Source organism: Pseudomonas sp. FP1762 (assembly GCF_030687105.1).
GTDB classification, from domain to species: domain Bacteria; phylum Pseudomonadota; class Gammaproteobacteria; order Pseudomonadales; family Pseudomonadaceae; genus Aquipseudomonas; species Aquipseudomonas siliginis.
In genome coordinates this window covers 3,981,976-4,007,584 of record NZ_CP117458.1, presented here as the reverse complement: position 1 = coordinate 4,007,584, position 25,609 = coordinate 3,981,976, and the positions used below count along the sequence as shown (strand labels likewise).

The 25,609-nt window shown below is 59.4% G+C and carries 25 protein-coding genes and 1 pseudogene; 17 read left to right on the top strand and 9 right to left on the bottom strand.

Annotated elements, in window-relative coordinates:
• Positions 1 to 12: 12 nt before the first annotated feature.
• On the top strand, positions 13 to 1,257 hold the full coding sequence (locus PSH90_RS17780) for a lipoprotein-releasing ABC transporter permease subunit (protein ID WP_024013627.1): 1,245 nt from the start codon (positions 13 to 15) through the stop codon (positions 1,255 to 1,257).
• Between the two features lie 119 nt (positions 1,258 to 1,376).
• Here PSH90_RS17780 and PSH90_RS17775 read toward each other — a convergent pair whose 3' ends face one another.
• Together PSH90_RS17775 and PSH90_RS17770 are read right to left on the bottom strand one after the other, a co-directional pair.
• Positions 1,377 to 2,723, bottom strand: coding sequence for a heavy metal sensor histidine kinase (locus PSH90_RS17775; RefSeq protein WP_305381189.1), 1,347 nt, complete (start codon positions 2,721 to 2,723; stop codon positions 1,377 to 1,379).
• The gene (locus tag PSH90_RS17770; protein ID WP_130903103.1) at positions 2,723 to 3,403 is read right to left on the bottom strand and encodes a heavy metal response regulator transcription factor; all 681 of its coding nucleotides are present in this window, start codon (positions 3,401 to 3,403) and stop codon (positions 2,723 to 2,725) included. The genes PSH90_RS17775 and PSH90_RS17770 overlap by 1 nt, the downstream gene beginning before the upstream one ends.
• A 166-nt stretch (positions 3,404 to 3,569) precedes the next feature.
• Between PSH90_RS17770 and PSH90_RS17765 the strand changes: the two genes are divergently transcribed.
• On the top strand, positions 3,570 to 4,103 hold the full coding sequence (locus PSH90_RS17765) for a cupredoxin family protein (RefSeq protein WP_305381188.1): 534 nt from the start codon (positions 3,570 to 3,572) through the stop codon (positions 4,101 to 4,103).
• Between the two features lie 61 nt (positions 4,104 to 4,164).
• Entirely contained in the window at positions 4,165 to 4,995 is an 831-nt protein-coding gene (gene queF / locus PSH90_RS17760) for an NADPH-dependent 7-cyano-7-deazaguanine reductase QueF (protein WP_150741252.1), read from the top strand.
• Positions 4,996 to 5,021: 26 nt separating this feature from the next.
• Here the strand turns inward: queF and PSH90_RS27575 are convergent.
• The 3 genes and pseudogenes from PSH90_RS27575 to PSH90_RS17750 all read right to left on the bottom strand — a co-directional run.
• Positions 5,022 to 5,126, bottom strand: a pseudogene (locus PSH90_RS27575) (metal ABC transporter ATP-binding protein); the annotation flags it as partial.
• Positions 5,127 to 5,182: 56 nt separating this feature from the next.
• A complete protein-coding gene (locus PSH90_RS17755) occupies positions 5,183 to 5,446 on the bottom strand; it encodes a DUF4404 family protein (protein ID WP_150741251.1) in 264 nt (87 codons plus the stop codon).
• A gap of 108 nt (positions 5,447 to 5,554) precedes the next feature.
• Entirely contained in the window at positions 5,555 to 6,175 is a 621-nt protein-coding gene (locus tag PSH90_RS17750; protein WP_150741250.1) for an HAD family phosphatase, read from the bottom strand.
• 199 nt (positions 6,176 to 6,374) lie between these two features.
• Here PSH90_RS17750 and PSH90_RS17745 point away from each other — a divergent pair, with 199 nt between their 5' ends.
• The 3 genes from PSH90_RS17745 to rssC all read left to right on the top strand — a co-directional run bounded on the left by PSH90_RS17745 (position 6,375) and on the right by rssC (position 9,073).
• On the top strand, positions 6,375 to 7,064 hold the full coding sequence (locus PSH90_RS17745) for a VacJ family lipoprotein (protein ID WP_305381187.1): 690 nt from the start codon (positions 6,375 to 6,377) through the stop codon (positions 7,062 to 7,064).
• A 345-nt stretch (positions 7,065 to 7,409) separates the two neighbouring features.
• Positions 7,410 to 8,591 carry a two-component system response regulator RssB gene (gene rssB, locus PSH90_RS17740; RefSeq protein ID WP_252878607.1) on the top strand — a complete coding sequence of 394 codons (1,182 nt, stop codon included), beginning with the start codon at positions 7,410 to 7,412 and terminating at the stop codon, positions 8,589 to 8,591.
• A complete protein-coding gene (rssC, locus tag PSH90_RS17735; protein WP_003226553.1) occupies positions 8,591 to 9,073 on the top strand; it encodes an anti-sigma factor antagonist RssC in 483 nt (160 codons plus the stop codon). Before rssB ends, rssC begins: the two co-directional genes overlap by 1 nt.
• Before the next feature lie 129 nt (positions 9,074 to 9,202).
• Here the strand turns inward: rssC and tal are convergent, their stop codons facing one another.
• Both tal and PSH90_RS17725 read right to left on the bottom strand, forming a co-directional pair.
• Positions 9,203 to 10,129, bottom strand: coding sequence for a transaldolase (tal, locus tag PSH90_RS17730; protein WP_041477315.1), 927 nt, complete (start codon positions 10,127 to 10,129; stop codon positions 9,203 to 9,205).
• 202 nt (positions 10,130 to 10,331) lie between these two features.
• Entirely contained in the window at positions 10,332 to 11,288 is a 957-nt protein-coding gene (locus PSH90_RS17725; RefSeq protein ID WP_095182384.1) for a glycosyl hydrolase family 5, read from the bottom strand.
• A 289-nt stretch (positions 11,289 to 11,577) separates the two neighbouring features.
• Between PSH90_RS17725 and PSH90_RS17720 the strand changes: the two genes are divergently transcribed.
• From PSH90_RS17720 to PSH90_RS17685, 8 genes are all read left to right on the top strand, one after another.
• Positions 11,578 to 12,018: a low molecular weight protein-tyrosine-phosphatase gene (locus PSH90_RS17720; protein WP_073471426.1), complete on the top strand. Its 441-nt coding sequence runs from the start codon at positions 11,578 to 11,580 to the stop codon at positions 12,016 to 12,018.
• Positions 12,019 to 12,057: 39 nt separating this feature from the next.
• Positions 12,058 to 14,280 carry a polysaccharide biosynthesis tyrosine autokinase gene (locus PSH90_RS17715; protein ID WP_305381186.1) on the top strand — a complete coding sequence of 741 codons (2,223 nt, stop codon included), beginning with the start codon at positions 12,058 to 12,060 and terminating at the stop codon, positions 14,278 to 14,280.
• 40 nt (positions 14,281 to 14,320) lie between these two features.
• The gene (locus tag PSH90_RS17710) at positions 14,321 to 15,403 is read left to right on the top strand and encodes a glycosyltransferase (protein WP_116657877.1); all 1,083 of its coding nucleotides are present in this window, start codon (positions 14,321 to 14,323) and stop codon (positions 15,401 to 15,403) included.
• A 15-nt stretch (positions 15,404 to 15,418) separates the two neighbouring features.
• The gene (locus PSH90_RS17705; protein WP_305381185.1) at positions 15,419 to 16,531 is read left to right on the top strand and encodes a polysaccharide pyruvyl transferase family protein; all 1,113 of its coding nucleotides are present in this window, start codon (positions 15,419 to 15,421) and stop codon (positions 16,529 to 16,531) included.
• Positions 16,528 to 17,760, top strand: coding sequence for an oligosaccharide flippase family protein (locus PSH90_RS17700; RefSeq protein ID WP_370695106.1), 1,233 nt, complete (start codon positions 16,528 to 16,530; stop codon positions 17,758 to 17,760). Before PSH90_RS17705 ends, PSH90_RS17700 begins: the two co-directional genes overlap by 4 nt.
• Positions 17,751 to 18,854 carry a hypothetical protein gene (locus PSH90_RS17695; protein ID WP_056791467.1) on the top strand — a complete coding sequence of 368 codons (1,104 nt, stop codon included), beginning with the start codon at positions 17,751 to 17,753 and terminating at the stop codon, positions 18,852 to 18,854. Before PSH90_RS17700 ends, PSH90_RS17695 begins: the two co-directional genes overlap by 10 nt.
• Before the next feature lie 12 nt (positions 18,855 to 18,866).
• Complete coding sequence (locus tag PSH90_RS17690) at positions 18,867 to 19,913, top strand: acyltransferase family protein (RefSeq protein WP_305381182.1); 1,047 nt, start codon at positions 18,867 to 18,869, stop codon at positions 19,911 to 19,913.
• A 105-nt stretch (positions 19,914 to 20,018) separates the two neighbouring features.
• Positions 20,019 to 21,149: a GDSL-type esterase/lipase family protein gene (locus PSH90_RS17685; protein ID WP_305381181.1), complete on the top strand. Its 1,131-nt coding sequence runs from the start codon at positions 20,019 to 20,021 to the stop codon at positions 21,147 to 21,149.
• Between the two features lie 99 nt (positions 21,150 to 21,248).
• Here PSH90_RS17685 and PSH90_RS17680 read toward each other — a convergent pair whose 3' ends face one another.
• Positions 21,249 to 21,662, bottom strand: a complete 414-nt coding sequence (locus tag PSH90_RS17680) for a mannose-1-phosphate guanylyltransferase (RefSeq protein ID WP_016770593.1) — start codon at positions 21,660 to 21,662, stop codon at positions 21,249 to 21,251.
• Positions 21,663 to 21,693: 31 nt separating this feature from the next.
• Complete coding sequence (gene galU / locus PSH90_RS17675; RefSeq protein ID WP_041477294.1) at positions 21,694 to 22,527, bottom strand: UTP--glucose-1-phosphate uridylyltransferase GalU; 834 nt, start codon at positions 22,525 to 22,527, stop codon at positions 21,694 to 21,696.
• A 387-nt stretch (positions 22,528 to 22,914) separates the two neighbouring features.
• On the opposite strand from galU, the gene galE reads away from it, so the two are divergent.
• From galE to PSH90_RS17660, 3 genes are all read left to right on the top strand, one after another.
• Positions 22,915 to 23,931, top strand: coding sequence for a UDP-glucose 4-epimerase GalE (gene galE / locus PSH90_RS17670; RefSeq protein ID WP_305381180.1), 1,017 nt, complete (start codon positions 22,915 to 22,917; stop codon positions 23,929 to 23,931).
• Between the two features lie 230 nt (positions 23,932 to 24,161).
• Positions 24,162 to 24,398, top strand: coding sequence for a hypothetical protein (locus PSH90_RS17665; protein ID WP_016775457.1), 237 nt, complete (start codon positions 24,162 to 24,164; stop codon positions 24,396 to 24,398).
• A 145-nt stretch (positions 24,399 to 24,543) separates the two neighbouring features.
• Complete coding sequence (locus PSH90_RS17660) at positions 24,544 to 25,605, top strand: polysaccharide biosynthesis/export family protein (RefSeq protein ID WP_052269119.1); 1,062 nt, start codon at positions 24,544 to 24,546, stop codon at positions 25,603 to 25,605.
• Positions 25,606 to 25,609 lie beyond the last annotated feature (4 nt).

Sequence of the window (25,609 nt, the reverse complement as noted above, 5' to 3'; positions counted from 1 at the left end):
GTGCCCCAGCGAATGTTCAGACCGTTATCGATCTTTATCGGCACGCGCTATACCCGCGCCAAGCGCCGCAATCGCTTTGTTTCGTTCATTTCGATGACCTCGATGATCGGCCTCGCCCTCGGCGTGCTGGCGATGATCGTAGTGCTGTCGGTGATGAACGGCTTTCAGCGCGAAATGAGCTCGCGCATCCTTGGCATGGTGCCCCATGCGACCATCGTTGGCGTCAAGCCGATCGATGACTGGCAGCCAGTCGCTGCCGCTGCGATGAAAAATCCCGAAGTGACTGCCGCCGTGCCGTTCACCGAGATGGAAGGCATGCTGTCCTACAAGGGTTCGATGCAGCCGATTCAGATCAGCGGCGTTGATCCGGCCCAGGAAGGCAAGGTGTCGATCGTTGCCCAGCACATCGTCCAGGGTCGCCTCGATGCCTTGAAGCCGGGCGAATTCGGTGTGGTGATCGGTGAAATCACCGCGCGGCGTTTCCGCCTCAATGTCGGCGACAAGATCACTCTGATCGTCCCGGAAGTCAGCACCGCGCCGGGCGGTATCACCCCGCGCATGCAGCGCCTGAATGTGGTTGGCGTGTTCAAGGTCGGCGCCGAGCTGGACGGCTCGATGGGCCTGATTCACGTCGCCGACGCCGCGACCATGCAGCACTGGCAGCCGAATCAGGTGCAGAGCGTGCGTCTGGCGGTCAAGGATCTGTACGCCGCGCCGAAGGTGTCTGCGGACATTGCCGGTGGCCTCGGCGCCGACTTCAAGGCTGACGACTGGACTCACACCCAGGGCAGCCTGTTCAGCGCGATGAAGATGGAAAAAACCATGATCGGCCTGCTGTTGCTGATGATCGTCGCGGTGGCGGCATTCAACATCATTGCGACGCTGATCATGGTGGTGAACGACAAGGGCGCGGACATCGCGATCCTGCGCACGATCGGCGCCACACCACGGCAGATCATGGCGATCTTCATGGTGCAGGGCACGGTGATCGGTATTGTCGGCACCATCATTGGCGGCGTGCTGGGCGTGATTGCGGCGCTCAATGTCAGTGAGCTGGTCGGCTGGGTCGAGCGCGTGACCGGGCAGCATATCTTCAGTTCGGACGTATATTTCGTCAGCAACCTGCCCTCGGAACTGCAGGGTGGAGATGTGCTGTTGATCTGCTCGGCGGGTTTCATCCTGAGCTTCCTGGCAACGGTGTATCCGGCGTGGCGGGCGGCGAAGATCGAACCGGCGCATGCCTTGAGATATTCGTAAGCGACTCCATGCTCGTTCCCACGCTCTGCGTGGGAATGCCTCAACGGACGCTCTGCGTTCGGCTCTTGAAAGGACGCGAAGCTTCCCGGGCTGCATTCCCACGCAGAGCGTGGGAACGATCAGGTCCGAGGCAACTCGATCACAAACCGCGTCCAACCCGCTTCAGATTCACAACGAATCTGCCCGCCATGTGCACGCACGATCGACTGGGTAATTGCCAAGCCCAACCCCGCATGTTCACTGCTGCCTTCCTGCCGTGCAGGGTCCGCCCGATAGAACCGGTCAAACAAACGTGGCAGCGCGTGCGCTGAAATCCCTTGGCCACTATTCTCGACGCAAACGCGCACAGCTTTCGCCTCGTCGACGATGCTCAAGCGAACGTACCCCTCGGCCGAGGTAAACCGCAGCGCGTTATCCAGCAGATTCGACAAGGCCCGGCGCAACATGCCGCGATCACCTTCGATTTGCGCCTCACCTTCACGGCTCAAACTCACGCCGGCGTCTTCCGCCAATGGTGCAAAAAACTCCAGCAGCATGTCGGCCTCATCCGCCAGCTCCAGTGGTTCGCGCTTGGGCATCAGCAAGCCGTGGTCTGCCTTGGCCAGGTAGAGCATGTCGTTGACCAGTTGCGCCATCCATTGCAGTTCTTCGAGGTTGCTGTGCAGCGCTTCGCGGTAATCCTCCAGTGCCCGAGGGCGGGTGAGGGTGACCTGGGTGTGGGTCAGCAGATTCGACAACGGTGTGCGCAGCTCATGGGCAATGTCGGCGGAGAACGCCGAGAGGCGCTGAAACGAGTCGTCGAGGCGTGCGAGCATGGCGTTGAAGCTGTAGGCCATTTCTGCAAGCTCTGGTGGCATCTTCTCTTCAGGCAGTCGGGCATTCAGCGATTGCGCAGAAATCCCACGGGCCACCGCGCTCATCCGCCGCAACGGGCGCAGACCGCTGCGCGCGGCCCAGGCGCCGAGCAGGGCAGTGGCCAGCGCCGACAGGCCGACGGTCAGCCAGATCAGATGCTGCATGCGCTCAAGAAAATGCTGGTGATGGGTGATGTCCAACAGCAGCGTCAGTTGCGGCGAATCCGCTGTGTCCGGGTAGAGCGGGGCGCGCAGCACGCGGTAATCGGTGCCGTCATGGCTGATGGTCGACAGGCCAGTTTGCAGCGGCAGATTCTTCGGAATCTGCACCGAGCTGTCATACCAGTGCTGGCCATCGCCGCTGGTGATGCGCAACGACAGATCCGCCTGACGGCTGAGTTCATCGGCCAGCCGCGCTTCGCGTTGAGCAGGCTGCAGATCCTGCAAGGCGCGGCGCAGGCCGATCAGCTTCGTCTCCAGTTGTTGCTGGTCAAGTTCGATGAAGTGCGCCTCGCTGGCCCGGTCGAACAGCACCCCGGCGAACAGCGAGACCACCGCAGTGCAGGCGGCAAACAACAGTGCCAGGCGCGTGCTCAAGGACCAACGACGCATCACAGCGAACGCTCTTCGAGCACATAACCCATGCCGCGCACGGTATGGATCAACTTGTTGGGGAAGTCATCGTCGATCTTCAGGCGCAAGCGGCGGATCGCCACTTCGATGACGTTGGTGTCGCTGTCGAAATTCATGTCCCAAACCTGCGAGGCGATCAGCGATTTGGGCAGGACTTCACCCTGACGGCGCAGGAGCATTTCCAGCAGGGCGAATTCCTTGGCGGTCAGGTCGATGCGCTGGCCGCTGCGTTCGACCCGGCGGCGGATCAGATCCAGGCGCAGATCGGCCAGTTGCAGGCTGGTTTCCTGGGCGATTGCGCTGCCGCGCCGCAACAGGCTGCGCACCCGCGCGAGCAGCTCGGAAAAGGCGAATGGCTTGACCAGATAATCGTCGGCGCCCAGTTCGAGGCCGTGAACCCTGTCCTCCACGGCGTCTTTGGCGGTGAGAAAAAGTACCGGCGTTTCGAGGCCAGCGCTGCGCACCGCTTGCAGAATCTGCCAGCCACTGCGCCCGGGCAGCATCACATCGAGGATCAACAGCGCGTAGTCGCCGCTCAAGGCCAATTGCTGGCCGCTGATGCCATCGGCCACCAGCTCGGTATTGAATCCGGCCTCGGTCAGGCCCTGACGCAGGTATTGGCCGGTTTTCGCTTGGTCTTCGACGATCAACAGTTTCATGGGCGACTCGGGCGGGGTTGGTATTTGGAAGGGCGAGGGCGTTATACCGTGAGATCCGGCGATAAGCGCCAAGCTGACAAAGTTGTAATCTGCCTGTCAGGTCGATGCCAGCCCTGGGTGGTTAGAGTTTCCCACAGGCTGAACCTTCTCTTGTTGGAGTACGACCATGTTTTTGCGCACCTCGCTGAAAATAGCCACCTGTCTGCTGGCATTGAGTTCGCCAGCCTGGGCGACACCGGCGCACACCTTCGCCTTCGGCCAGCCGGCAGCGGCGAGCCAGGCCACGCGCAGTATCGAAATCGTCATGGGCGACATGAACTTCGACCCGAAAGCCATACAGGTCAAGGCCGGTGAGACGGTTCGCTTTGTACTGGTGAATAAAGGCCAGTTGCTGCATGAATTCAACCTCGGTGATGCGGCGATGCATGCCAGTCACCAGCAGGAAATGTTGCAGATGCAGCAAAGCGGCATGCTAACGCCGACAGGCATGAAAGAAATGTCCCACGACATGGCGGGCATGAATCACGCGGCGATGGGCCACGGCATGCAGCATGACGACCCCAACAGCGTGCTGGTCGAGCCCGGTAAAACCGCCGAGTTGACCTGGACCTTCAGCAAGGCCACGGTGCTCGAGTTTGCCTGCAATATCCCCGGGCATTATCAGGCGGGCATGGTCGGCAAACTGACAGTCAGTCAGTAAGCACTCAAAGGCGCGGGCAAAGGCTGGTAGAATCCGCTGATTCTTCAGTCAGGTTTCCGCCATGCATCCCGCAGCCGAACATTCGCCGCTGGGCAAATCCAGCGAATACATCGCCACGTACACGCCGTCCCTGCTGTTCCCGATTCCGCGCACCGCGAAATGGGCCGAGCTGGGCCTGACCGCCGAAACCCTGCCGTATAAAGGCGTGGATTTCTGGAACTGCTTCGAGCTGTCGTGGCTGCTGCCCTCGGGCAAACCGGTGGTGGCGATCGCTGAATTCAGCATCCCGGCGGACTCGCCGAACATCATCGAATCGAAGTCGTTCAAGCTCTACCTCAACTCGCTGAACCAGACGCCGTTCGCCGACGTTGCCATATTGCAAGCGACGCTGGTCAAGGATCTGTCCGCCGCTGCCGGTAAACCTGTGGGCGTTCGGGTTCGCAGTCTGAAGGACGTCGAAGCCGAAGGCGTGGTGGCGTTGCCGGGCGTGTGCATCGACGATCTGGATATCAGCGTGAGCAATTATGAACACCCGCGTCCGGAGCTGCTGCGTTGCGATGATTCGCGGATCGTTGAAGAGAGCGTGCACAGCCACCTGCTCAAATCCAACTGCCCGGTGACCAGTCAGCCGGACTGGGGCAGCGTGGTAGTGGAATATCGCGGCGCGGCGCTGGATCACGCCAGCCTGCTGGAGTACATCGTCAGCTTCCGCCAGCATTCGGACTTCCATGAGCAATGCGTTGAGCGGATTTTCCTCGATCTGCAGCGGTTGTTGAAGCCGGAGAAACTGACGGTATTTGCGCGCTATGTACGCCGGGGTGGGCTGGATATCAATCCGTATCGCAGCACTGAAGAGGTGCAGTTGCCAAATCATCGGCTCGTACGTCAATAAAGATCCTGAATGTGCGATATCCAATGTGGGAGCGAGCCTGCTCGCGAATGCGGTGTGTCATTCAACGATGATGTCGACTGATACGACGCCTTCGCGAGCAGGCTCGCTCCCACAAGGGCTTGCATGCACATTTTGCAAATGAAAAAGCCCTGCCATCGCTGGCAGGGCTTTTTTGTGCGGCGGGGCGTCAGATGCCCATGCTGCCCAGCGCGTTGACGATGTTGCGCAGGGTGCCGGCGATCGCCGGGTGTTCGACTTCGAAGCGCTCCACTGCCAGGTTCACGCCATCGGCGATGCTTGCGTTCTGGGTGGCAGTTTCCAGCTGGATCTCCGATTCGATCTGCGCCATCAGCGCATGCAGATCTTCACGCTCTGCTTCCGACAGCGGTGGATTGTGTTTCAGCTGCTCGCGCAGTGTATCGAGCTGTTTTTGCAGTTCTTGGGCGGGCATGGTGGTTTCCTTTTATCAATAGGCACTGGCATTGACCGCAGCCGCGCGCCAAAGGTCTATGGCTGACCTTTAGATTAATCCACTCTCGGTAAACCTGCATGACGCCGGTCAGGGCTTTTCGCCTTTGGCGCGGCGCAAGCTGATGTCGGCGAGGCAGGCGTCCAGTTCGCCGAGATGATCGATTACCGAATGCACGCCCAGGCCGAACAACTGCACAGTTGCCTTGCCGCGCAACTGTTCGCGCTCCTTTTGCGAGAGCGCCTGCCATTCGCTTGGGTTAAGGCCGCACAGCGAGCCACAGGACGCCAGGCCAATCGTCCATAACCCGGCATTCAGACCGGCCTGTAACAGGCGCGGCTCACCACTGACCAGCACGCAACCGTCGAGGCGGTCGATGTTCAAACTCATCAACGCCTGCCAGCACGCGTTGGGCGCTGGCCACGGATTCATTGTTGCTGAATGTTGCGTCGGTTTGATCCAGTCCGGCAGCGACGCGGCCAGTGGCTGAGCGAGGGCAGGGGGCAATTCGTCGAGCCACGCGCAGGGAATTCCCTGGCGCTGCAAACTTTTCAGGCTATCGAGTGCGCCCGGTGTAGTTTTGGCATGTTCCGGCTGGGAGTTGAGCTCTTGCGCGGCGCGGGCACCGAAATCCACCAGGCAACCGCTCAGGCCGAACAGCACGGCAGTCAGGCCGGGCGCGGCGACGGGCAAGGTTTCGGCGTGAGTCATGGCAACGTCCCTGAAATAACGCTCAAGACTAAGGCGCTGGGGTGACAGTTGCATGACAGGCGGGTAAAAGCCTGCGTAGGAAACTTCCTGCATATCCTTGCAGCGGCGCACTGCCCAAATCGCCGTTTACGCTTATACTAGCGGCCTTAATGCCCGGGCCGAGAGGACCGCGCCAGTATCGAATCCAAGGAGTTTTTCTATGCGCTGGAGCCCTTCGCTCATTCAGCTAAGTGTATGTGCCAGCCTGTTGCTGGCGCCGTTCGCCACCCAGGCGGCCACCGAAGAAGACCCTTGGGAAAGCGTCAACCGGCCGATTTTCCAGTTCAACGACTTCGTTGACACCTACGCGCTGAAGCCACTGGCCCAGGGTTATGAGTTCATCACCCCGCAGTTCGTTGAAGACGGCATTCACAATATGTTCCGCAACGTCGGTGACGTGACCAACCTGGCGAACAACATTCTCCAGGCCAAACCGGCTGCGGCGGGCGTTGATACCGCCCGACTGATCTTCAACACCACCTTCGGTCTGCTCGGCTTCTTTGATGTCGGCACCAAGATGGGCTTGAACCGCAGCGACGAAGACTTCGGTCAGACCCTCGGCTATTGGGGCGTGGGCAGCGGCCCATACGTGATGCTGCCGCTGATGGGGCCGAGCACCCTGCGTGACGCACCGTCGAAATACGTCGACAGCTTCACCGGCGCGTACCGCTACATCGACCACGTGCCGACGCGTAACTCGATCTTCGGCCTGAATATCGTTGACACCCGCGCCAGCCTGCTGTCGAGCGAGAAGCTGATCAGCGGCGACAAATACACCTTCATCCGCAACGCTTACCTGCAGAACCGTGAGTTCAAGGTGAAGGACGGTCAGGTTGAAGACGATTTCTGATTTTGACCGGTGATGAAAAAGGCGGCCCTCGGGTCGCCTTTTTTGTCCGCGCCAGAGCGTCGCCTGCGACTGCCACTACCTTCCATCGGGTTACCTTTGGAGCGGTTCTTATAACTCCCGGTGATTTGACAAACAAAGTCGTCAAGCGACAATCGGCGCATGCTTGAAACGCTCTGCGGATGGGAGTACCGTCTGCGCCTTAGAAGGGCACCTCTGTCTAAAACCGCGCGCCAGGCGAATGCTTGAAAGCGCTGCAACAGAGAGGCTAGAAAGCGAATCCAGTAGTCTGCGCAGGGCCGTTGCCCCGCTCACTACGCCAACCTAATTCTGGCGCCGTTTGCCCACATGCCAAAAACCAGTGCCACGCTGCTGATAATCGATGATGACGAGGTAGTGCGCGCGAGCCTCGCGGCCTATCTGGAAGACAGTGGTTTCAGCGTCCTGCAGGCCGGCAACGGTCAACAGGGTCTTCAGGTATTCGAGCAAGACGAGCCCGATCTGGTCATCTGCGATCTGCGCATGCCGCAGATGGGCGGTCTCGAATTGATCCGTCAGGTCACCGAGCGCTCACCGGAGACGCCGGTGATCGTGGTCTCGGGTGCCGGGGTGATGAACGACGCGGTCGAGGCCCTGCGCCTGGGCGCGGCGGATTACCTGATCAAGCCTCTCGAAGATCTGGCTGTGCTCGAGCACTCCGTGCGCCGGGCCCTGGATCGTGCGCGGCTGCTGCTGGAAAACCAGCGCTACAGCGAGAAGCTGGAAAAGGCCAACCGCGAGCTCGAAGCCAGCCTGAACCTGCTCCAGGAAGACCAGAACGCCGGTCGCCAGGTGCAGATGAACATGCTGCCGGAAAGCCCGTGGAGCATTGACGAATTCAATTTTGCCCACCAGATCATCCCGTCGCTGTACCTGTCGGGTGATTTTGTCGACTATTTCCGCGTTGACGAGCGCCGGGTCGCGTTTTATCTGGCGGATGTTTCCGGGCATGGCGCGTCATCAGCCTTCGTCACCGTGCTGCTGAAGTTCATGACCACGCGTTTGCTCTTCGAATCGAAACGCAGCGGTACCTTGCCGGAGTTCAAGCCTTCGGAAGTGCTCGGTCATATCAACCGGGGGCTGATCAGTTGTAAGCTGGGTAAACACGTCACAATGGTCGGTGGAGTCATCGACGAGGAGACCGGTTTGTTGACCTATAGCATCGGCGGCCATCTGCCTTTGCCTGTGTTGTACACGCCTGACAGTGTTCGTTATCTCGACGGCCGTGGTCTGCCGGTGGGGCTTTTCAACGAAGCCACCTACGAAGACCACGTGCTTGAGCTGCCGCCGACGTTCAGCCTGACGCTGATGTCTGATGGCATTCTGGACCTTTTGCCGGAAGCAACGCTCAAAGAAAAAGAGGCTGCTTTGCCCGAACGGGTGAAGTCAGCGGGCGGCAGCCTGGATGGTCTGCGGCAAGTGTTTGGTTTGGCCACGCTAGGGGAGATGCCGGATGATATCGCCCTGTTGGTGTTGAGCAGGAATCTTTAATGAGTACCGGTAGAATCCAGTTCGCCGAGCAGGACGGCACCTTCGTCCTGAAGTTCGTCGGTGAAGTTCGCCTGACCCTGTGTTCGGCGTTGGATGCGACTATTGAGAAAATCTTCACCGCGCTGAATTTCAACGCGATCGTGATCGATTTGACCGAAACCCGCAGCATCGACAGCACCACCCTGGGCCTGCTGGCCAAACTGTCGATCCTGTCGCGGCAGAAGGTCGGCCTGTTGCCGACGGTTGTCACCACCCACGAAGACATCACTCGGCTTTTGCAGTCGATGGGCTTCGAGCAGGTGTTCAACATCGTCAACCACCCGGTGCCGTGCCCGGAGTGCCTGGACGACCTGCCGGATCAGGACCAGTCCGAAGAAGTGGTGCGAATCAAGGTGCTGGAAGCGCACAAGATTCTCATGGGCCTGAACGATTCCAATCGTGAAGCGTTTCATGATCTGGTGAATGCGCTGGAGCGGCATTGATTCAGTGAATTGAGGATGCTTAGGCCAGCCTCTTCGCGAGCAGGCTCGCTCCCACACGTTGATCACCAGTCACCATAAAAAAGGGCGAACCCTCACAGGTTCGCCCTTTTTGCGTTCTACAGACTCAAATCACAGCTTGGCCTGCAGCAACGCTTCCAGCTTCTCCTGGTCGCGGGCGAACTGACGGATGCCTTCAGCCAGTTTCTCGGTGGCCATCGCGTCTTCGTTGGACAACCAGCGGAATTGCGCTTCGTTGAGGCTCAGACGCGCTTCACCGGCATTGCCCGGCGCCAGTTTGCGTTCCAGCTTGCCGGTATCGGCGGCCAGCTTCTCCAGCAGTTCCGGGCTGATCGTCAGGCGATCGCAGCCAGCCAGTTGCTCGATCTGGTTGATGTTACGGAAGCTCGCGCCCATGACCACGGTCTTGTAGTCGTTGGCCTTGTAGTAGTTGTAGATGCGCGTCACCGACTGCACGCCCGGATCATCGGCGCCGGTGTAGTCGTTGCCGTTGGCCTTCTTGTACCAGTCGTAGATGCGGCCCACGAACGGCGAGATCAGGAACACCCCGGCGTCGGCGCAGGCGGCGGCCTGGGCGAAGGAGAACAGCAGCGTCAGGTTGGTCTGGATGCCTTCCTTCTCGAGGATCTCGGCGGCGCGGATGCCTTCCCAGGTCGAGGCGATCTTGATCAACACGCGGTCGCGGCCGACGCCGGCCTTGTCGTACAGCTCGATCAGGCGATGCGCGCGCTTGAGGATCGCATCCTGGTCGAAGGACAGGCGCGCATCCACTTCGGTGGAGATGCGGCCCGGAACCACGTTGAGAATTTCTTTGCCCACTGCGACGCCGAAACGGTCGCTGGCCAGGCCGACATCGCCCTTGCAGTCGCGAACGCAATCGTTCAGCAGTTCGGCGTAACCGTGAATGGCCGAAGCCTTGAGCAGCAGGGAAGGGTTGGTGGTGGCGTCGACCGGTTTGACTCGGGCGATCGCTTCGAAGTCGCCGGTGTCGGCAACCACGGTGGTGAACTGTTTGAGTTGTTCCAGCTTGGAAGTCATGGGCGTGCTCTATCCTATGGGTCTGAAGACATTACCCGAGCGCTGACGGGCACTCAAGGGTGCATTGGTGGATCGATGGCCCCTGCGGCAACAACCTGAAAACGATTGTTTGAAAGGCGGGGCGCGGTGTCGCTGAATACGATGCCAAAACAGCCCACAGGTTCAAAGCAACCGACCTGTGAACAGGCCGGTCGCCCAACGCCTACTCAGCGTTCAACACACCTTCCACGGACAACCGCGCCGGTTTTGGCTGGCCGTCAGAGGTCAGAAAGCCGAAGTTCTTCTCGCGATCGTTGCTGCCTGAATCACTGTTCCGCCATTCATAGATAGAGGTCAGGGGAATATTGAGGCGTTTAACGTCGGTAATAAACGCATTGATCTTGGTTGCTTGCCCCTCAGGACCGCCGTTGGAGGCGAGGGCCGACACCCCCCATTCACTGATGACCCCCGGCAGATTGAAGTTCTGCTGGATGAAGGTCTGCGCGTTGCTGATCTGCGTGGCGGTCATGCCGTAAGGGTGGTAGGACACGGCGTTCAAGCATTTGGGGTACTCGCTGACGATACTTTTCAGCGCCACCGTCGACGCCGAGCCCGCGCTTGGCGGCCGGGCGAAGCCGAAACCGACCCGTGGTGTCGTCTGTGGCTGAGCTTCGAAGGCCTTGCACATGCCGGCCATGAACGGCACGAACGTTGTGTCGAAATTGCGCGTCGGCCAATAGGTTTCCAGGTCCGGCTCGTTCCAGATTTCGATCGCCACCAATTGCGAGCTCCAGGATTTTTCCAGCCCGGTCACAGTGTTGGCGAACTTACCGCCGGCGGCGTTCAGTTCCTCGGGCGAAGTGGCCGGCAGTGCCTTGATCGCGCGCACCGTCAGCAGCACCGGCAGGCCGGCGGAAGCGGCGGCGGCGAAGGCGTCACTGACCTGTTTCTGATACGTCTTGGCGGTGAGGCTGTCGCTCCACACACCGAAGCGCACAAAGCTGAAGCCTGCTGCCTTGATCTGCGCGGCATCGGCGGCGGTAAAGCTCTGGATTTTCACCTGCACGCCGATGGTTTTCGCCGGAAGGTTGGGGAACAGCTCACTGGCGTGAACCTGGCTGGCGGCACCGAGCGCCATCAGGGCGAGGGCGGCGAGTTTATTGCGCTGTGCTGTTTTCATGTCTGCTCTCCTGAAGAGAATGACAACTACGAATATTTATCCCGTTACTCAATTTCCGATAACGGTGATGGCACTAAGTGCGCGAATGTTATTTTTTGTCAGGAAAACAGCAACTGAAAATCACAGTTATTTTTAGTCCGCTAATTGTGGTTGGGGCGGCTTAAAACGCTGTGGTACTTAATGTTCCTGTACTAACAGGGCGAAGCTATTTCTGAGTGCAGGAAAGTCGTGAGGGTTCATTAACTTTCGCGACATGTTGGCTGTTTGATATTACACAGGAAAGCAAGACTTGTTCAAAAAGATCCTCGTTGTCTGCGTGGGCAATATATGCCGAAGTCCGACGGCTGAACTGCTGCTGCGCAACGCGCTGGGCCAGTCCGCCATCACCGTGTCCTCTGCCGGGCTGTCCGCCCGCGTGGGCGAGGGCGTGGAGGCCTCGGCGCGGCAGGTTCTCGAAGAGCACGGGCATTGCGCCGAGGCCTTCAAGGCGCGGCAACTGACCTCGGACATCGTCAATGACTCGGACCTGATCCTGGTCATGGAAAAAGCCCACGTCAATCAAGTGCTGAAGATTGCCTCGCACGCCCGAGGCAAAGTGTTTCTGCTCGGCAAGTGGCAGAGCGAGCGCGAAATACATGATCCGTATCGTCAAGGCAAAGCCGCGTTTATTCATGCCCACGCATTGATTGAAGATGCTGTTAGTTCATGGGCGAAGCGTCTCGGGCATTGATGAATATTCTTCAGAACAGCAAATGGTAAGAACAGACTTATGCAGTTACCGTCCGTAATCGGCACCCGCGACAATGATCAAGACAGTATTGATCTGCTCGGCATCTTCGGCAGCCTGATCGACCAGAAGTGGCTGATCGGCGTGCTGACGGGCGCCTTCATGGTCACCGGCGTCGCCTATGCGGTTCTGGCAACGCCGGTGTACCTGGCGAACGCGCTGGTGCAGGTCGAACCGAAAAAGAACGACATGCTCGGTTTCTCCGACCTCAACAGTATGCTCGGTGGGCAATCGCCGTCGGTGACCGAAATCGGCATCATCAAATCCCGCGCGGTGATCGGCAAAACCGTTGACGACCTGCGCCTGGATATCGACGTCACGCCCAACACGTTCCCGTTGATCGGCGGCTTCCTTTCGCGGCGCTATCGCGGTGACAGCGAGACCAGCGTCGCGCCGCCGCGTTTCGGTTTGAACAGTTATGCCTGGGGCGGCGAACGTCTGGAATTCACTCGGCTGCAATTGCCGAAAGACCTGCTCGGCAAGAAACTCACCCTGATCGCCGGCGAGCAGCAGCGTTTTCAGCTGTTCGATGAAAACGACAATCTGCTCGCCGAAGGCGTGGCCGGCGAAGCGTTTGCCAACGATGGCGTGGAAGGGCAGATCGCGCACTTTTCGGCCAACCCCGGCACGCGCTTTCAGGTGGTGCGCAATCCTCGGATTGTGACCATTCAGGGCTATCAGGACGCGCTGGATATCTCCGAACAAGGCAAGGAGTCGGGGATCATTCGTCTGGCGCTGGCCAGCTCCGACGCGGCCGAGGCGGTGAAGATCCTCAACAAGATCGCCTCGCTCTACGTCGAGCAAAACGTACGGCGCACTTCGGCGGAGGCCGCGCAGAGCCTGGCGTTTCTGCAGAGCCAGTTGCCCCAGGTCAAGCGTGATCTGGCCAAGGCCAGCGACGCTTTGAATGCCTACCAGACCCACGGCAAGACGGTGAACATTTCGCTGGAAACCCAGTCGGTGCTGGGCCAGTCGGTGGCGCTGGAAACGCGCATCTCCGAGCTGAAAATGCAGCAGGCCGAGCTCGATCGCAAGTTCACCAAACAGCACCCGGCCTATCGCGCCTTGATGACGCAGATCGGCGAATTGACCCAGCAGCAGAAATCCCTCGAAGGCAAGGTTCAGGACCTGCCGGCCACCCAGCAGGAATTGCTCAACCTGACCCGCGACGTCGAGGTGGCTTCGCAGATCTACACGCAGTTGCTGAACAAATCCCAAGAACTCGACATCGTCCGCGCCGGGGCCGTCGGCAACGTGCGCCTGATCGACACCGCCGATGTCGACCTGACCAATCCGATCAAACCGAAGAAACCACTGATCGTGCTGATCGCGACATTGCTCGGCGCGTTTGTCGGCGTGGCGCTGGTGCTGCTGCGCAAATCCCTCAGCCGTGGCCTTGAAGGCCCGGAAGGCATCGAGCAGTTGGGCCTGCCGGTTTACGCGTCGATTCCCTACAGCGCCTTGCAGGAAGAAGAGGACAACAAAAAGGGCCGCGCCCGCGATGGCGTCGACAAGCCGGCGTATCTGCTGGCGCTGCGCAACCCGACTGATCTGTCGATCGAATCGATCCGTAGCCTGCGCACCTGCCTGCACTTTGCCGGGCTCGATTCGACCAACAACCGCATCATGATTTCCGGGCCGAGCCCGCAGGTCGGCAAGACCTTCGTTTCGTCCAACCTTGCGGCGGTCATGGCCCTCAGCGGCCAGCGCGTGGTGCTGATCGATGCCGACATGCGCAAAGGGCACCTGCACAAAACCCTCAACACGCCGATCAGCAATGGTTTGTCCGACCTGCTGGTCAAGCGCTGCACCCTTGAGCAGGCGATCAACAAGGTCGAAGTCGACAACCTGCATTTCATCAGCCGGGGGCAAGTGCCGCCCAATCCTTCCGAGCTGCTGATGCATGCGAACTTCCGTGAGCTGCTGGCAGAACTCAGCGAGCGCTATGACCTGGTGATCATCGACACGCCGCCGCTGTTGGCAGTGACCGATGCCGCCATCGTCGGTCGCGAGGCCGGCATCAGCCTGATCGTCACCCGCTTTGGGGTGAACCCGGCCAAAGAGATCGAACTGACCATTCGCCGCTTCGCCCAGAACGGCATCGAGTTGAAAGGCGCGGTGTTCAACGGCGTCGAGAAGCGTGCGGCCAGCTATTACGGCGGCACTGGCTATTACAACTACGAATACGCGTCCGACAAATCCTGATGGTTGCCGATTGTTCTTTCCTGTTTGAAGTGGGTGAGTTGTGAAAAAAATACTGCACGTGGCAGAGACGATCAAAGGTGGCGTGGCGACGGTGATCCGCACGATCTCGGCATCCCCCGAAGATGACGCAGCGAATTATCAACTGGTCTATCTGGTACCCGAGGATCAGGCCAAGGAGCTGCACGGCATCGCCCCGCAACAAGTGCGCACCTTCCCGCGCAGTGGCCGCAACGTGCCGTCGCTGCTGCGTTTCGCCTGGCGCCTGAGCCAGGTGCTGCTCAAGGAAAAGCCCGACGTCGTGCATTTGCACAGCACCTTTTCCGGGGTGATCGGCCGTGTGGTGTGTGTGCTGTTGCGACCATGGCGCAAGCCGAAAATCGTCTACTGCCCGCATGCGTTTTCGTTCCTGATGGAAAGCTCGCCGACCAAGCAGAAGGTCTACGCGTGGATCGAGCGCGTGCTGCAGAAAGTCACCGACGTGATCATCTGCGTCAGCCAGTACGAGCTGGATAAAGCCGCGCGTTTCGGTATCGAGCGCAAGCGCATGAAGCTGATCTACAACGGCATTCATCACAAGGATGACGCGCCAAAAACCGCTGGCGCCGAGCCGATTCATCTGCTGTTCGTCGGGCGCCTGGATTACCAGAAAGGCTTCGACGTGCTGCTCAAGGCCTACGCCAAGGTCAACCGCAACGACCTGAAACTCACCGTGGTCGGCAGTGCGGTCAACGAAGATTCGGTCGAGTGCCCGCCGATGGATTCGGTCGAGTACCTGCCGTGGGTGACCCCTAGTGAAGTGCAGGCGCTGTATCAGAAAGCCGATGCGCTGATCGTACCGAGTCGCTGGGAAGGCTTTGCCATGGTGCCGCTGGAAGGCATGGCCATGGGGCTGCCGGTGATCGCCAGCAACTGCACTTCACTGCCGGAACTGGTCACCAATGAAGTGTCCGGCTACGTCTTCCCCTCCGGCGATCACCAGGCGCTGGCCGACGTTTTGACGATCATCCAGAAGCCGCGCCTGCTCGACCTCGGCAACGAAGGCCGGAGCATTGTCCGCGAACGTTTCAGCGCCGCGTTGATGATCCGCCAGACCTACGACCTGTATCACGCTCCCACTTATTAAGTAGAACTCAAGCTTATGAACGTAACGATTTTGCATGGCTACAGTGCGTCCAACTCCGGTGACGGTCTGCTCGTCGATCTGGCCATTGCTCTGGTGCAGCGTAACTTCGGTGAAGACACCGCGATCAGTGTCGTGGCGTCCGACCCCGAGTCGTTCAACTACTTGCCGCACCCGCGTTTCGATGCGCCGGTGATGGCGGCCAAGGGTCTGGGGCGGGTCAAGCAAGCGGTGTTTCTCAATCAGTCCTATGCCGGGCTCGCTGATCTGCTGAAGAAGACCGATCTGATCGTCGGTGTCGGCGGCGGTTACATGCGTTCGAAAAGCGCCTTCGAGCACATCAAGCTGAAGCTCGGCCATGCCAAGCAACTGGAAACCGCGATTCTCAGCAAAGTGCCGTCGGTGTACCTGCCGCAGAGCATCGGCCCGTTCCACGGCGAGAGCAGCAAGATCGTCGAACACTACGCCAGCGCCGATGCGGTGTTCGTGCGTGACAACCGTTCCTCGGCGATTTTTGACGCTTGCGAAAACGTCTACCGCGCGCCGGATCTGGCCGTGCAGTCGCTGGCGAGCAAGATTCTTCAGCAACCGAAATTCACCCGCTGCGCCGCCTCGCCGGCGACCGTCTGCGTGGTGCTGCGCAAGCCACCGGAGTGGAGCAAAGAGAAGAAGGTCGCTTACGTGGCCAATCTGAAACTGCTGCTGCAGCGTCTGAAGAACAAAAGCAAAGTGGTCTGCGCGGTACAGAGCGCGGTGCGTGGCAACGATGACGGCGCGTTCTACCGCGAGCTGGGCATCAACGAAGACCTGCTGTCGCTGAAGGCAACCATCGCCAAATACCAACCCGATCTGGTGATCTCGGTGCGTCTGCACGGCGCCATCGAATCGCTGCTCTCCGGCGTGCCGGCGTATCACATCAGCTACGAGCGCAAAGGCTTTGGCGCCTATCAGGACATGGGCGTCGAGGACTGGGTGATCAATGGCGGCGACATCGACGTCGACACCATCATCAACACCGTTTACGCGCCCAATGCCTTGGCGGATTTCGGCAAGCGCCTGAACGACACCTGCCGCGAAATCGAAGCGAAAACCGTGGCCATGGACGAAATCATCAAGGGTGTCGTTCGATGATATTTCGGCTGTTGCTTCGCGGCGGAGCCTTGGGCGCGAAGTTCTTGCTGGTGTTGGCCATCACCCATTACCTCGGTTACGAGGCGCTGGGTTTTTACGGTGTGGTGGTCGCGGCTTCGCTGATCGCTTCGAAGTTCTACAGCGTCGGCTTCAGTTCCGAAATCAACCGTTTGATCAGCGTCGGCGGCAGCTCGCGGCGGTTGGTCGACAAGGTTCTGCTGCTGTATCTGGCGGTCGGGCTGTTGTTGTCGGTACTGACGGTGCTGGTCTATTCGCTGTTCCAGTCGGTGGAAGCGACCGCCACGCTGATCCTGTGCGTGACCCTGGTGCTGCTCACCGAGCACCTGTCGTTCGAAATCAATTCCTTCGTGTTTTCTGCGCAGAAAGCCACCGCCGGCGCCTTGCTGTTCTTCATCAAGACCGGCCTGTGGGCGGTGTTGGCGGTGGGCGGCATGGTGCTCGGCTGGGTCGCGGGCATCGCCAGTGTGTTGTGGCTGTGGGTCGCCGCCAACGTGCTGGTGATCATCGCCGGTTATCTGATCGTGGTGAACGTGCACAAGGGCCGCGAAGCCGCGCCGCTGGATACCGCGACGGTGTGGAAGGCCGGGTTGCCGTTCTATCTCGGGACCGGTCTGATCGCCCTGAGTCAGTACGCCGAGCGCTTTCTGATCATCGACCTGGAGCCCTACGCCAGCCTCGGTAAATATGTGTACGCGTGGTCGGCGGCGAACACTTTGCAGGCGTTGTCGTATGCGGTGGTGGCGGTGGTCGGCATTCCGGTGTTGGCCAAGCGTTTCCAGGCCGATCAACAGGCGTTCACGGTCAGGCAACTGTTCGTCAACAAATGGGTGATGCGCTCGCTAGCGGTCTCCGCCGTTGTGGCCGTGGCGATCTATGTGTTTTTCAATGTGCTGCTCGATTACGTCGCCGCCAGCGTGCCGCGTCCCGATAACGCGATTCTCGCGGTGCTGATTTTTTCCTTCGCGTTGCGGGCGATTGGCGACATCGTCTGGGGCGGTTTGATTGCTTCGAAAAACAGCCGGGTGTCGCTGGCCAGCGCGGCGCTCTGCCTGCTGATTTCGGTGCCGGTCAGCTATGTGCTGATCAAGCATTACTCGATCTACGGCGCGGCGTGGGGCAATGTTTTCGCCATCGTCGTGCAACTTGGTGTGATTGCAGTGTTGACCCGTGTCACCGGCGCAAAGAAGGCTGCGCTGTCATGGGCCTGAAACTGCCGCGCATCGAGTTTCGCGGGCGCACATTCGATTCGTCGATTTCCTTTCTGATCCTGTTCACCGGACTGTTTCTGTCAGTGGCGATGCCGCTGTTGGTGCCGCGTGATCCGGGGCCGGATGCGATGACCTTGTGGTCGTCGTATGCGCGTGCCGACAACTGCAATTTCTGGAACCCGTTCTCGCCGGATCGCTCGTCCTACGAGTGTTCGGCGTTCCTGCTGCGGCCCACCGGGATCAATCTGACCAATGCCTGGGCCTACGGCATGTTCTGCAATTTCTTCCTCACCGCAATTCCGGTGGTGGTGTTTCGGCGCATGCCGCTGACCATTTTCGGCACTCTGTGCCTGTGGGGCATCGTGCGCTCGTTTTTCCTCGAGAACCTGACCAAGGAAATCATCGTGTCCGTGGCGGTGTTGAGCATTCTGCTCAGCGCATTGACGCGCAAATATCGCGGCGGGTTTTTTCTTTCAGCGGTGATTTACGGCGTGCTGATCCGGCCGTACTGGATTCTGTTTTCGCTGTCGTGGGTCGGCGTCTGCGTGATGAAAAAATACGTTTCGCGCTTCACCTTCTTTCTGATGCTGTTCCTGTTTTATCTGGCGGTGGCCATGGCCATTCAGCTGGCGCTGGGCTTTCCGGTGTCATCGATCCGGGCGAGCAACAACGAGCTGCGCACGGCGGGCGAGGAGGGCTCGAAGTCGCTCATCGTGTCGTGGCTCAGCGGCAGTGACTTCGTCTCCCAGGCACTGGATTCGATGATCATTTTCTTCCGCCTGTCGTTCCCGGTTGAGCTGATTCTGCTGTCCGGGCCGGGGCAGGTGATCTTCGTTGCGCTGATGATCATGACCGCGCTGCTACTGTTCAAAGTCATCACTTCGACCGACTACAAGGGCGCGCCGATCCAGACCAAACCCAAGGAACTGATCGCGATTCCGCTGGCGTTTCTGTTGGTGCAAGGCTTGTTCGAGCCGGACTTCGGCTCCTTTGCCCGCCACTTCTCGATGGTCGTGCCGGTGTTGTTCGTCGGCCTGGGCTTGATGCTGCGCGCGAACAAACCGGTGCAGGTCGAATCAAGAATTCTCACTTAAGGCAGGTGCTCTATGTCGAGCAAGAAAAAATCCCTGGAGATCGAAACCCTGCGCGGCCTGGCGTGCCTGCTGCTGGTTCTCTATCACGTCATCGGTCCGCTGGGCGGCGGCTTGAAGATCGACATCGGCTCACCGTTCCGGGTCATCGCCGACTCGATGGTGTATGTGCGCATGCCGCTGTTCACCTTTATCTCCGGCTACATCTATTCGATCTACAAGATTCGCGGCAATGACTTTTCCGCCTTCTTCGCTGGCAAGGTGCGGCGGCTGATCGTGCCGCTGTTCTGCGTCGGCGTGCCGTTCTCAGTGCTGCAAGCGGTGGGGCCGGGGGTGAACAAGGACGTCGGCGTGATCGACGCGTTGTTGTCGTTCTGGGTACCGATCAACCACTTCTGGTTCCTGCAGGCGGTGTTCAGCATTTTCATCTTCGTCGGCTTGCTGGAATGGCGCGGCCTGCTGCGTTCAGCAACGCGGCTGTATGGCTTGTTTGCGTTTGCGGCCGTGTTGTTCCTGCTGCCGCCGTTGCCGCTGGATGCTTTCGGTATCAACGGTGCGATTTACCTGCTGCCGTTTTTTGTTGCGGGGATGATCGGTCAGGAAAATGTCGATGTTTTGAAGCAGCGTTTCAAAGTGATCGGGCCGCTATTGTTTGTGCTGATCTCGCTGACGTTGCTGTACGTCGCGGCGATTGATCGAGAGCTGATTGTCGATCGCCGCAGCCTGATTGGTTTGACGGTGGGTTGCGTGTCTTGCATTGCGTTGCTGTCGAGTGACATGCGTTCGAAAGCGCTGACCTGGCTGGGCGGGTACTCCTATGCGATTTTCCTCTTTCATGTGCTGTTCGCAGCGACCTCGCGGTTTGTCCTCGGGCGCCTGGGCGTAAAGGATGAGAGCTTGCTGGTGCTCGGTGGTCTGAGTTGTGGATTGCTCGGGCCGGTGCTGTTGGCGATGGTGTTCAGTCGGTTCAATTTCACTTCGGTGTTGTTCCTTGGCGAGCGTGCGGCGAAGAGGAAAGCACCGGTGATTGTCGCTTCGGTGGTGCAGACGCAGAACAGCTGAAAGCTTCGCGAGCAGGCTCGCTCCCACAGAGGTTGTGTGGATTGCGTCTTTTGTGGGAGCGAGCCTGCTCGCGAAGGGGCCATCCCGGACAAAGGAAAATATTCAATGATGCCAGTAGACGCCCCTCAAACAGTCGCCACCTCGGCCATCACGGTAGACGATGCCCGCCAGCGCTTTGCGCAGTGGCGCGACGGCAAGACCGGCAAGGTGCTGGCGGTTTCGGTGATCGGCGACAGCTACACCGCCGGGCAGGATTTCTACCTGAACAAACTGGTGCAGCGAGTGGCCGCCGAGGTGGGTTTTGCCGGCCCCGGTTACGTCGGTTTCAACCACGGCGCGGCGCTGGGCGGCACGCACTTCAAATACACCCGCAGCAGCGACAAATACTTCGGCGGCGGCTGGAAGGTTTCCGACCTGGGCCAGGCCAGCCCGGACAGTCGCACGATCAGCGGCAAGCCGGGTGCCTGGTTGCAAGTCGATGCCAGCCCTTCGCCGCGCATCGATACCACGGTCACTCAGGCGAAACTGTTGTATCTGGGCAATGGCGAGTCCGATGAGTTGCGCTATCGCTGGTCGCCCGCCCAAGACTGGCAACCGTTGAAACTCGCAGGCTCAGGTGTTCAGAAAGTCGCGCTAGCGGGCGCTCCATCAGCCGCAGACTGGTCATTCAGACTGGAAGTGGTGAAGGGCGCGCCGACACTGTTCGGCCTGTGGCTGGGTAACCATCAGCAGGGCGTGCGAGTGTCGAAACTGGCGGCCTCCGGCGCGGCATCGGCGGATTTCTATCACGCCGATCCGCAGTGGCAGACGCAATGGAAAGCTGTGGTGTCGAAGATTCCGGCCGACGTGTACCTGATCATGCTCGGCGGCAACGATCAGGGCTTCGGCGTCAAACCTGCGCAGTACCTGCAGAACGTTCAGGGCCTGGTGAGCATGCTGCGCGAGATCCAGCCAGCGGCGAGCATCAACCTGATCATGCGTCAGGACACTACGCGCTCCAGCGCTTACCCGATGTCGGCCTATGCGCAGGTGCTCGAGCCGTGGGCGCGTGAGCAGCAGCTCGGTTTCGCCAACCTGCAATGCGCGTTCGGCCCCGACGTCAAACGCTACGCCAGCGCGATGATCGGCCCGGACAGGATTCATCCGTTGCCGGCCACGGGCGGGAAGGTGATTGCCGATTACTTTTATGGCTGGATAACTGGTACGAGTACCGGTTGCGACGACTCGCCACCATGATCGTTCCCACGCGGAGCGTGGGAACGATCAATGCTGACTGTGCTGGCGCTTTCGGGAGCAGGCTCGCTCCCACAATGGATCGGCGTGAAGCCCGGGTGATCAGGCGTCGTGCTTGAAGGCGTCGATGAGCCCCAGCAGTTCGTCAAGCTTGCGCGGCATCAACCGCGCATCACAGCGCGTCTCGACGTTAATGATGATCGCCGGGTCGTTGCAGCAGATGCGCACGCGAAAGCGCCAGTCGCTGAAGATCACTTTCAGGCCATCGCGGTCATCCATTTCCAGCGCCTGTTCGCCATACAACGCCTTCAGGTGCGCGAGCAGCGGATAGGGATCGCGCAGCGGCCGGCGAATATCGCCGGACGCAGGGAACACGCCGATCCGCTCCACCAGCAGAATCGTGCCCAGCCAGGTCTCGTTGGCGCTGGGCAGCGGTTGATGGCGCGACAACCAGCTCATCACCCCGAGGTTGCCCACCTCACGTTCAATCTCTGTCGAATGTTGTGCAATGTTCATGGTTGCCTGCCTTTGGTGGTGGGGAGCCGTCTCAGCGGCCCTTGAGGTACACGTTGTCGTAGCAGAAGTTGGTCGCCTGCAAGTAACCCTCGGCATCGCCGCAATCGAAGCGCAGGCCTTTGAATTTGTAGGCCAGCACGCAGCCGTTCTGCGCCTGTTTCATCAGTGCGTCGGTGATCTGGATTTCGCCGCCCTTGCCCGGTTCGGTGTCGGCAATCAGGTCGAAGATGTCCGGGGTGAGGATGTAGCGCCCGATGATCGCCAGGTTCGACGGCGCGTCCTGCGGCGCCGGTTTTTCCACCATGTTGTTGACCCGGTAGATGCCCTCGGAAATCAGCTCACCGGCAATCACGCCGTACTTGTGAGTCTGGTCGGCCGGGACTTCCTGGATGGCGACGATCGAGCAGCGAAATTTCCTGTACAGCTGAATCATCTGCGACAGCACGCCGTCGCCTTCGAGGTTCAGGCACAGGTCGTCGGCCAGCACCACGGCAAATGGCTCGTCGCCAATCAACGGGCGGCCGCTGAGGATCGCATGCCCAAGGCCTTTCATTTCCACCTGACGGGTGTAGGAGAAGGTGCAGGTGTCGATCAGCTCGCGGGTGCCGGCGAGGAATTTCTCTTTCTCGGTGCCACGGATCTGGTGCTCGAGTTCGTAGCTGATGTCGAAGTGGTCTTCCAGCGCGCGTTTGCCCCGGCCGGTGACGATGGCCATGTGTTGCAGGCCAGCGTCCCGTGCTTCTTCAACGGCGTATTCGATCAACGGCTTGTTGACAATCGGCAGCATCTCTTTCGGCATGGCTTTGGTCGCCGGCAAGAAACGCGTGCCGTAGCCGGCAGCGGGGAACAAACATTTACGAATCATAAAAGTATCCTGGACAGTCATGGAACACAGGCGACGGTTGCGCACCAGAAAGTGGCGGCAAGTTTCAATGATTATTGAAGGCTTACTTTAATACCCGAGTCAGGTTGTTGCTGGCAATTAGTTGCGCTGTTAAAAAGCGCTAATGTTATGAGATGTCGACTACTTGGTTATAAGTTATTTTTAGTCGGTATCTGTCGATAGTGATAAGTATCCAGGGAGTGCTAATAAGTACCCGTCAAACAGTTTGACCGGCAAAAATAATTATTGCCAGTGGTTGAACTAAATTTGTTTGAGGCTGTTGTCGCCCTGTTTGTGTGAATTGCTCCGCATATCCACCAGGCATGGCTTGACACGCTACCGGGTATTTATTCAATGACGGACCGCGCTATGAAAATTCTGGTAACGGGTGGTGCCGGCTATATCGGCTCGCATACCACACTTGCATTGCTTGAAGCAGGTTATGAAGTTGTCGTTCTGGATAATCTTTGTAACAGCAGCGACGCAGCACTTCACGCCGTTGAGGCCATTTGCGGCAAAAGTGCATGGATGATTCGCGGCGACGTCTGCGATCGCGCGTTGCTGGATCGTATTTTCCGCGAGCATCAGATCGACGCCGTGCTGCATTTCGCCGGGCTGAAAGCCGTGGGCGAAAGTGTGCGTAAACCGCTCGAATACTACGAAACCAACGTCGGCGGCAGCATCACCCTGTGTCAGGCGATGGCAGCGGCGGGGGTGTTCCGGCTGGTGTTCAGTTCCTCGGCAACGGTGTACGGCGAGCCCGAGGAAATGCCGATTCGCGAGGATTTTCCGACGGGCAATCCGACCAATCCCTACGGCCAGTCCAAGCTGATCGTCGAGAACGTGCTGCGCGACCTGAGCCTCGCCGAGCCGCGCTGGAGTATCGCGCTGCTGCGCTATTTCAATCCGATCGGCGCCCACGCCAGCGGGCACATGGGCGAAGACCCCAACGGCATCCCGAACAACCTGGTGCCGTATATCAGCCAGGTCGCGGTCGGCAGTCTGCGCGAACTGTCGATCTTCGGTAACGATTACCCGACCGCCGATGGCACCGGCGTGCGCGATTACATCCATGTCGTCGATCTGGCGGATGGGCATTTGAAAGCGTTGCAGTCGATCAGCGAGCGCACCGGCATTCACACCTGGAACCTCGGCACCGGCGATGGCTACAGCGTGCTGCAAGTGCTGCATGCCTTCGAACAGGCCTGCGGGCGGCCGGTGCCGTACCGGATGATGCCGCGCCGCGCCGGTGATATCGCCGAGAGTTTTGCCGATGCTTCGAAAGCGGCGAAAGAGCTCGGCTGGAAAGCCTCGCGCAACTTGCAGGACATGGTTGCCGACACTTGGCGCTGGCAGTCGAATCATCCCAATGGTTATTCAGGGTGATGGCCATTTAGTCCGATGTTAGTTTCAGTCAGGTTGTTAGATAACGTCGGGAAATTACAGTGGCAATGCCTTTTGCAAGTCCGTAGATATAAACCTGCCGTTCGACTTTAGCAGTTGCACAGGACTGTGAAAGAACAACGGATCTTGTTCGCGCTCTTTGCGGACTTGAAAGCTACCAGCTCTGACACAGATCTGTTTTTTAACAGTTCGAATGTTAGAAAGGAGTTGTTATGAAAAAAGTGATGGCAGTTGCCCTGTTGACGATGTTGAGCAACTGGGCTGCCGCCGCTGAAGCACCGTTGACAGCGGTAACCAATGTAGGTGGCAGTGTGGCGGCTTCGCAAGCGCCCGCGGCCAGTACTGCAATGGTTGCCAGTGCTGTAGCGGCGTCCAACAGCGGTGGCAGTGCCAACGGCGGTACCACCGGTACGACGGGTACCACCGGTACAACCGGCACGCATAACTAACAGGAACATTTGTTAGTGCAGTACAGAGTCGCCCGACGCAAGTCGGGTGACTTTGTTTTTTGGATTCGCCCTTGAATAGCGTAGTGCCATTATGACTCGTAGTGTTTATCTTTTAATGTTGGCAAGTCTCGCTTTGCAAGGTTGCATGTTTTCCCCCGGCCAGTACCTGAGCACCAGCGATATCACCCGCCAGGGTGCCAGCGAAAGCAGTCGGGTCGAGCTGATCCCGATCACCCCGAAGCTGATCGCCATGAACCGCGCCACGCAAAAGCGTGAGTCACTGCCGGCGGAGCTGCTGGTGACGCCGGCGGAATATCGCATCGGCAACAACGACGTCCTGTACATCACCGTCTGGGATCACCCGGAGCTCACCGCCCCCTCCGGCGCGCAACAACAGATCGATGCCAACGGCCGACTGGTGCGCTCCGATGGCACGCTGTATTACCCGTTCATCAAGGAAGTCCAGGCCGCCGGCCGGACCATCCAGCAACTGCGTGCGGACATCGAACAACGCCTGTCGGCATTCATCGCCGAGCCGCAGGTCGACGTCGCGGTGTTGCGCTTCGCCAGTCAGAAAGTCGTGGTCACCGGCGCCGTGACGAAGGCCGGCCCGCAAGCGATTTCGACCAATCCGTTGAGCGTGGTCGAAGCCCTCGGTTCCGCTGGCATCGACACCAATAACGCCGACTTGTCGGGCCTGCTGCTGACGCGCAACGGGCGGGTCTATCCACTCAATCTCGACACGCTCAATCAGCAGGATTCCGAACTGCAGAACGTCTACCTCAAGGGCGGCGATCAGCTGTATCTGCCGTACAACGACAACAAGCGCATCTACGTCATGGGCGAGGTCAACCAGCCGCGCGCGCTGAGCTTCAAGACCGCAACCATGAACCTGTCCGACGTGCTCGGTTCGGTCGGTGGCCTGAGTCAGACCAGCTCCAACGGCAACGCGGTCTATGTCATTCGCGGTGTGGAAAATCTCGACGTCGAGCCGGCGAAGATCTATCAGCTCGAAGCCGAATCACCGACCGCCATGGCACTGGCTTCGCACTTCCAGGTGCGGCCGCAGGATGTCGTCTATGTCGGCCCGGCCAACGTCACTCGCTGGAACCGTTTCATCAGCCAGTTGGTGCCGTCGGCGTCGATTGTCGGCACCGGGGCTTCGGCAGCGAAGAACTGGAGCGAATACAGCAACAACAGCAAATAAGGCC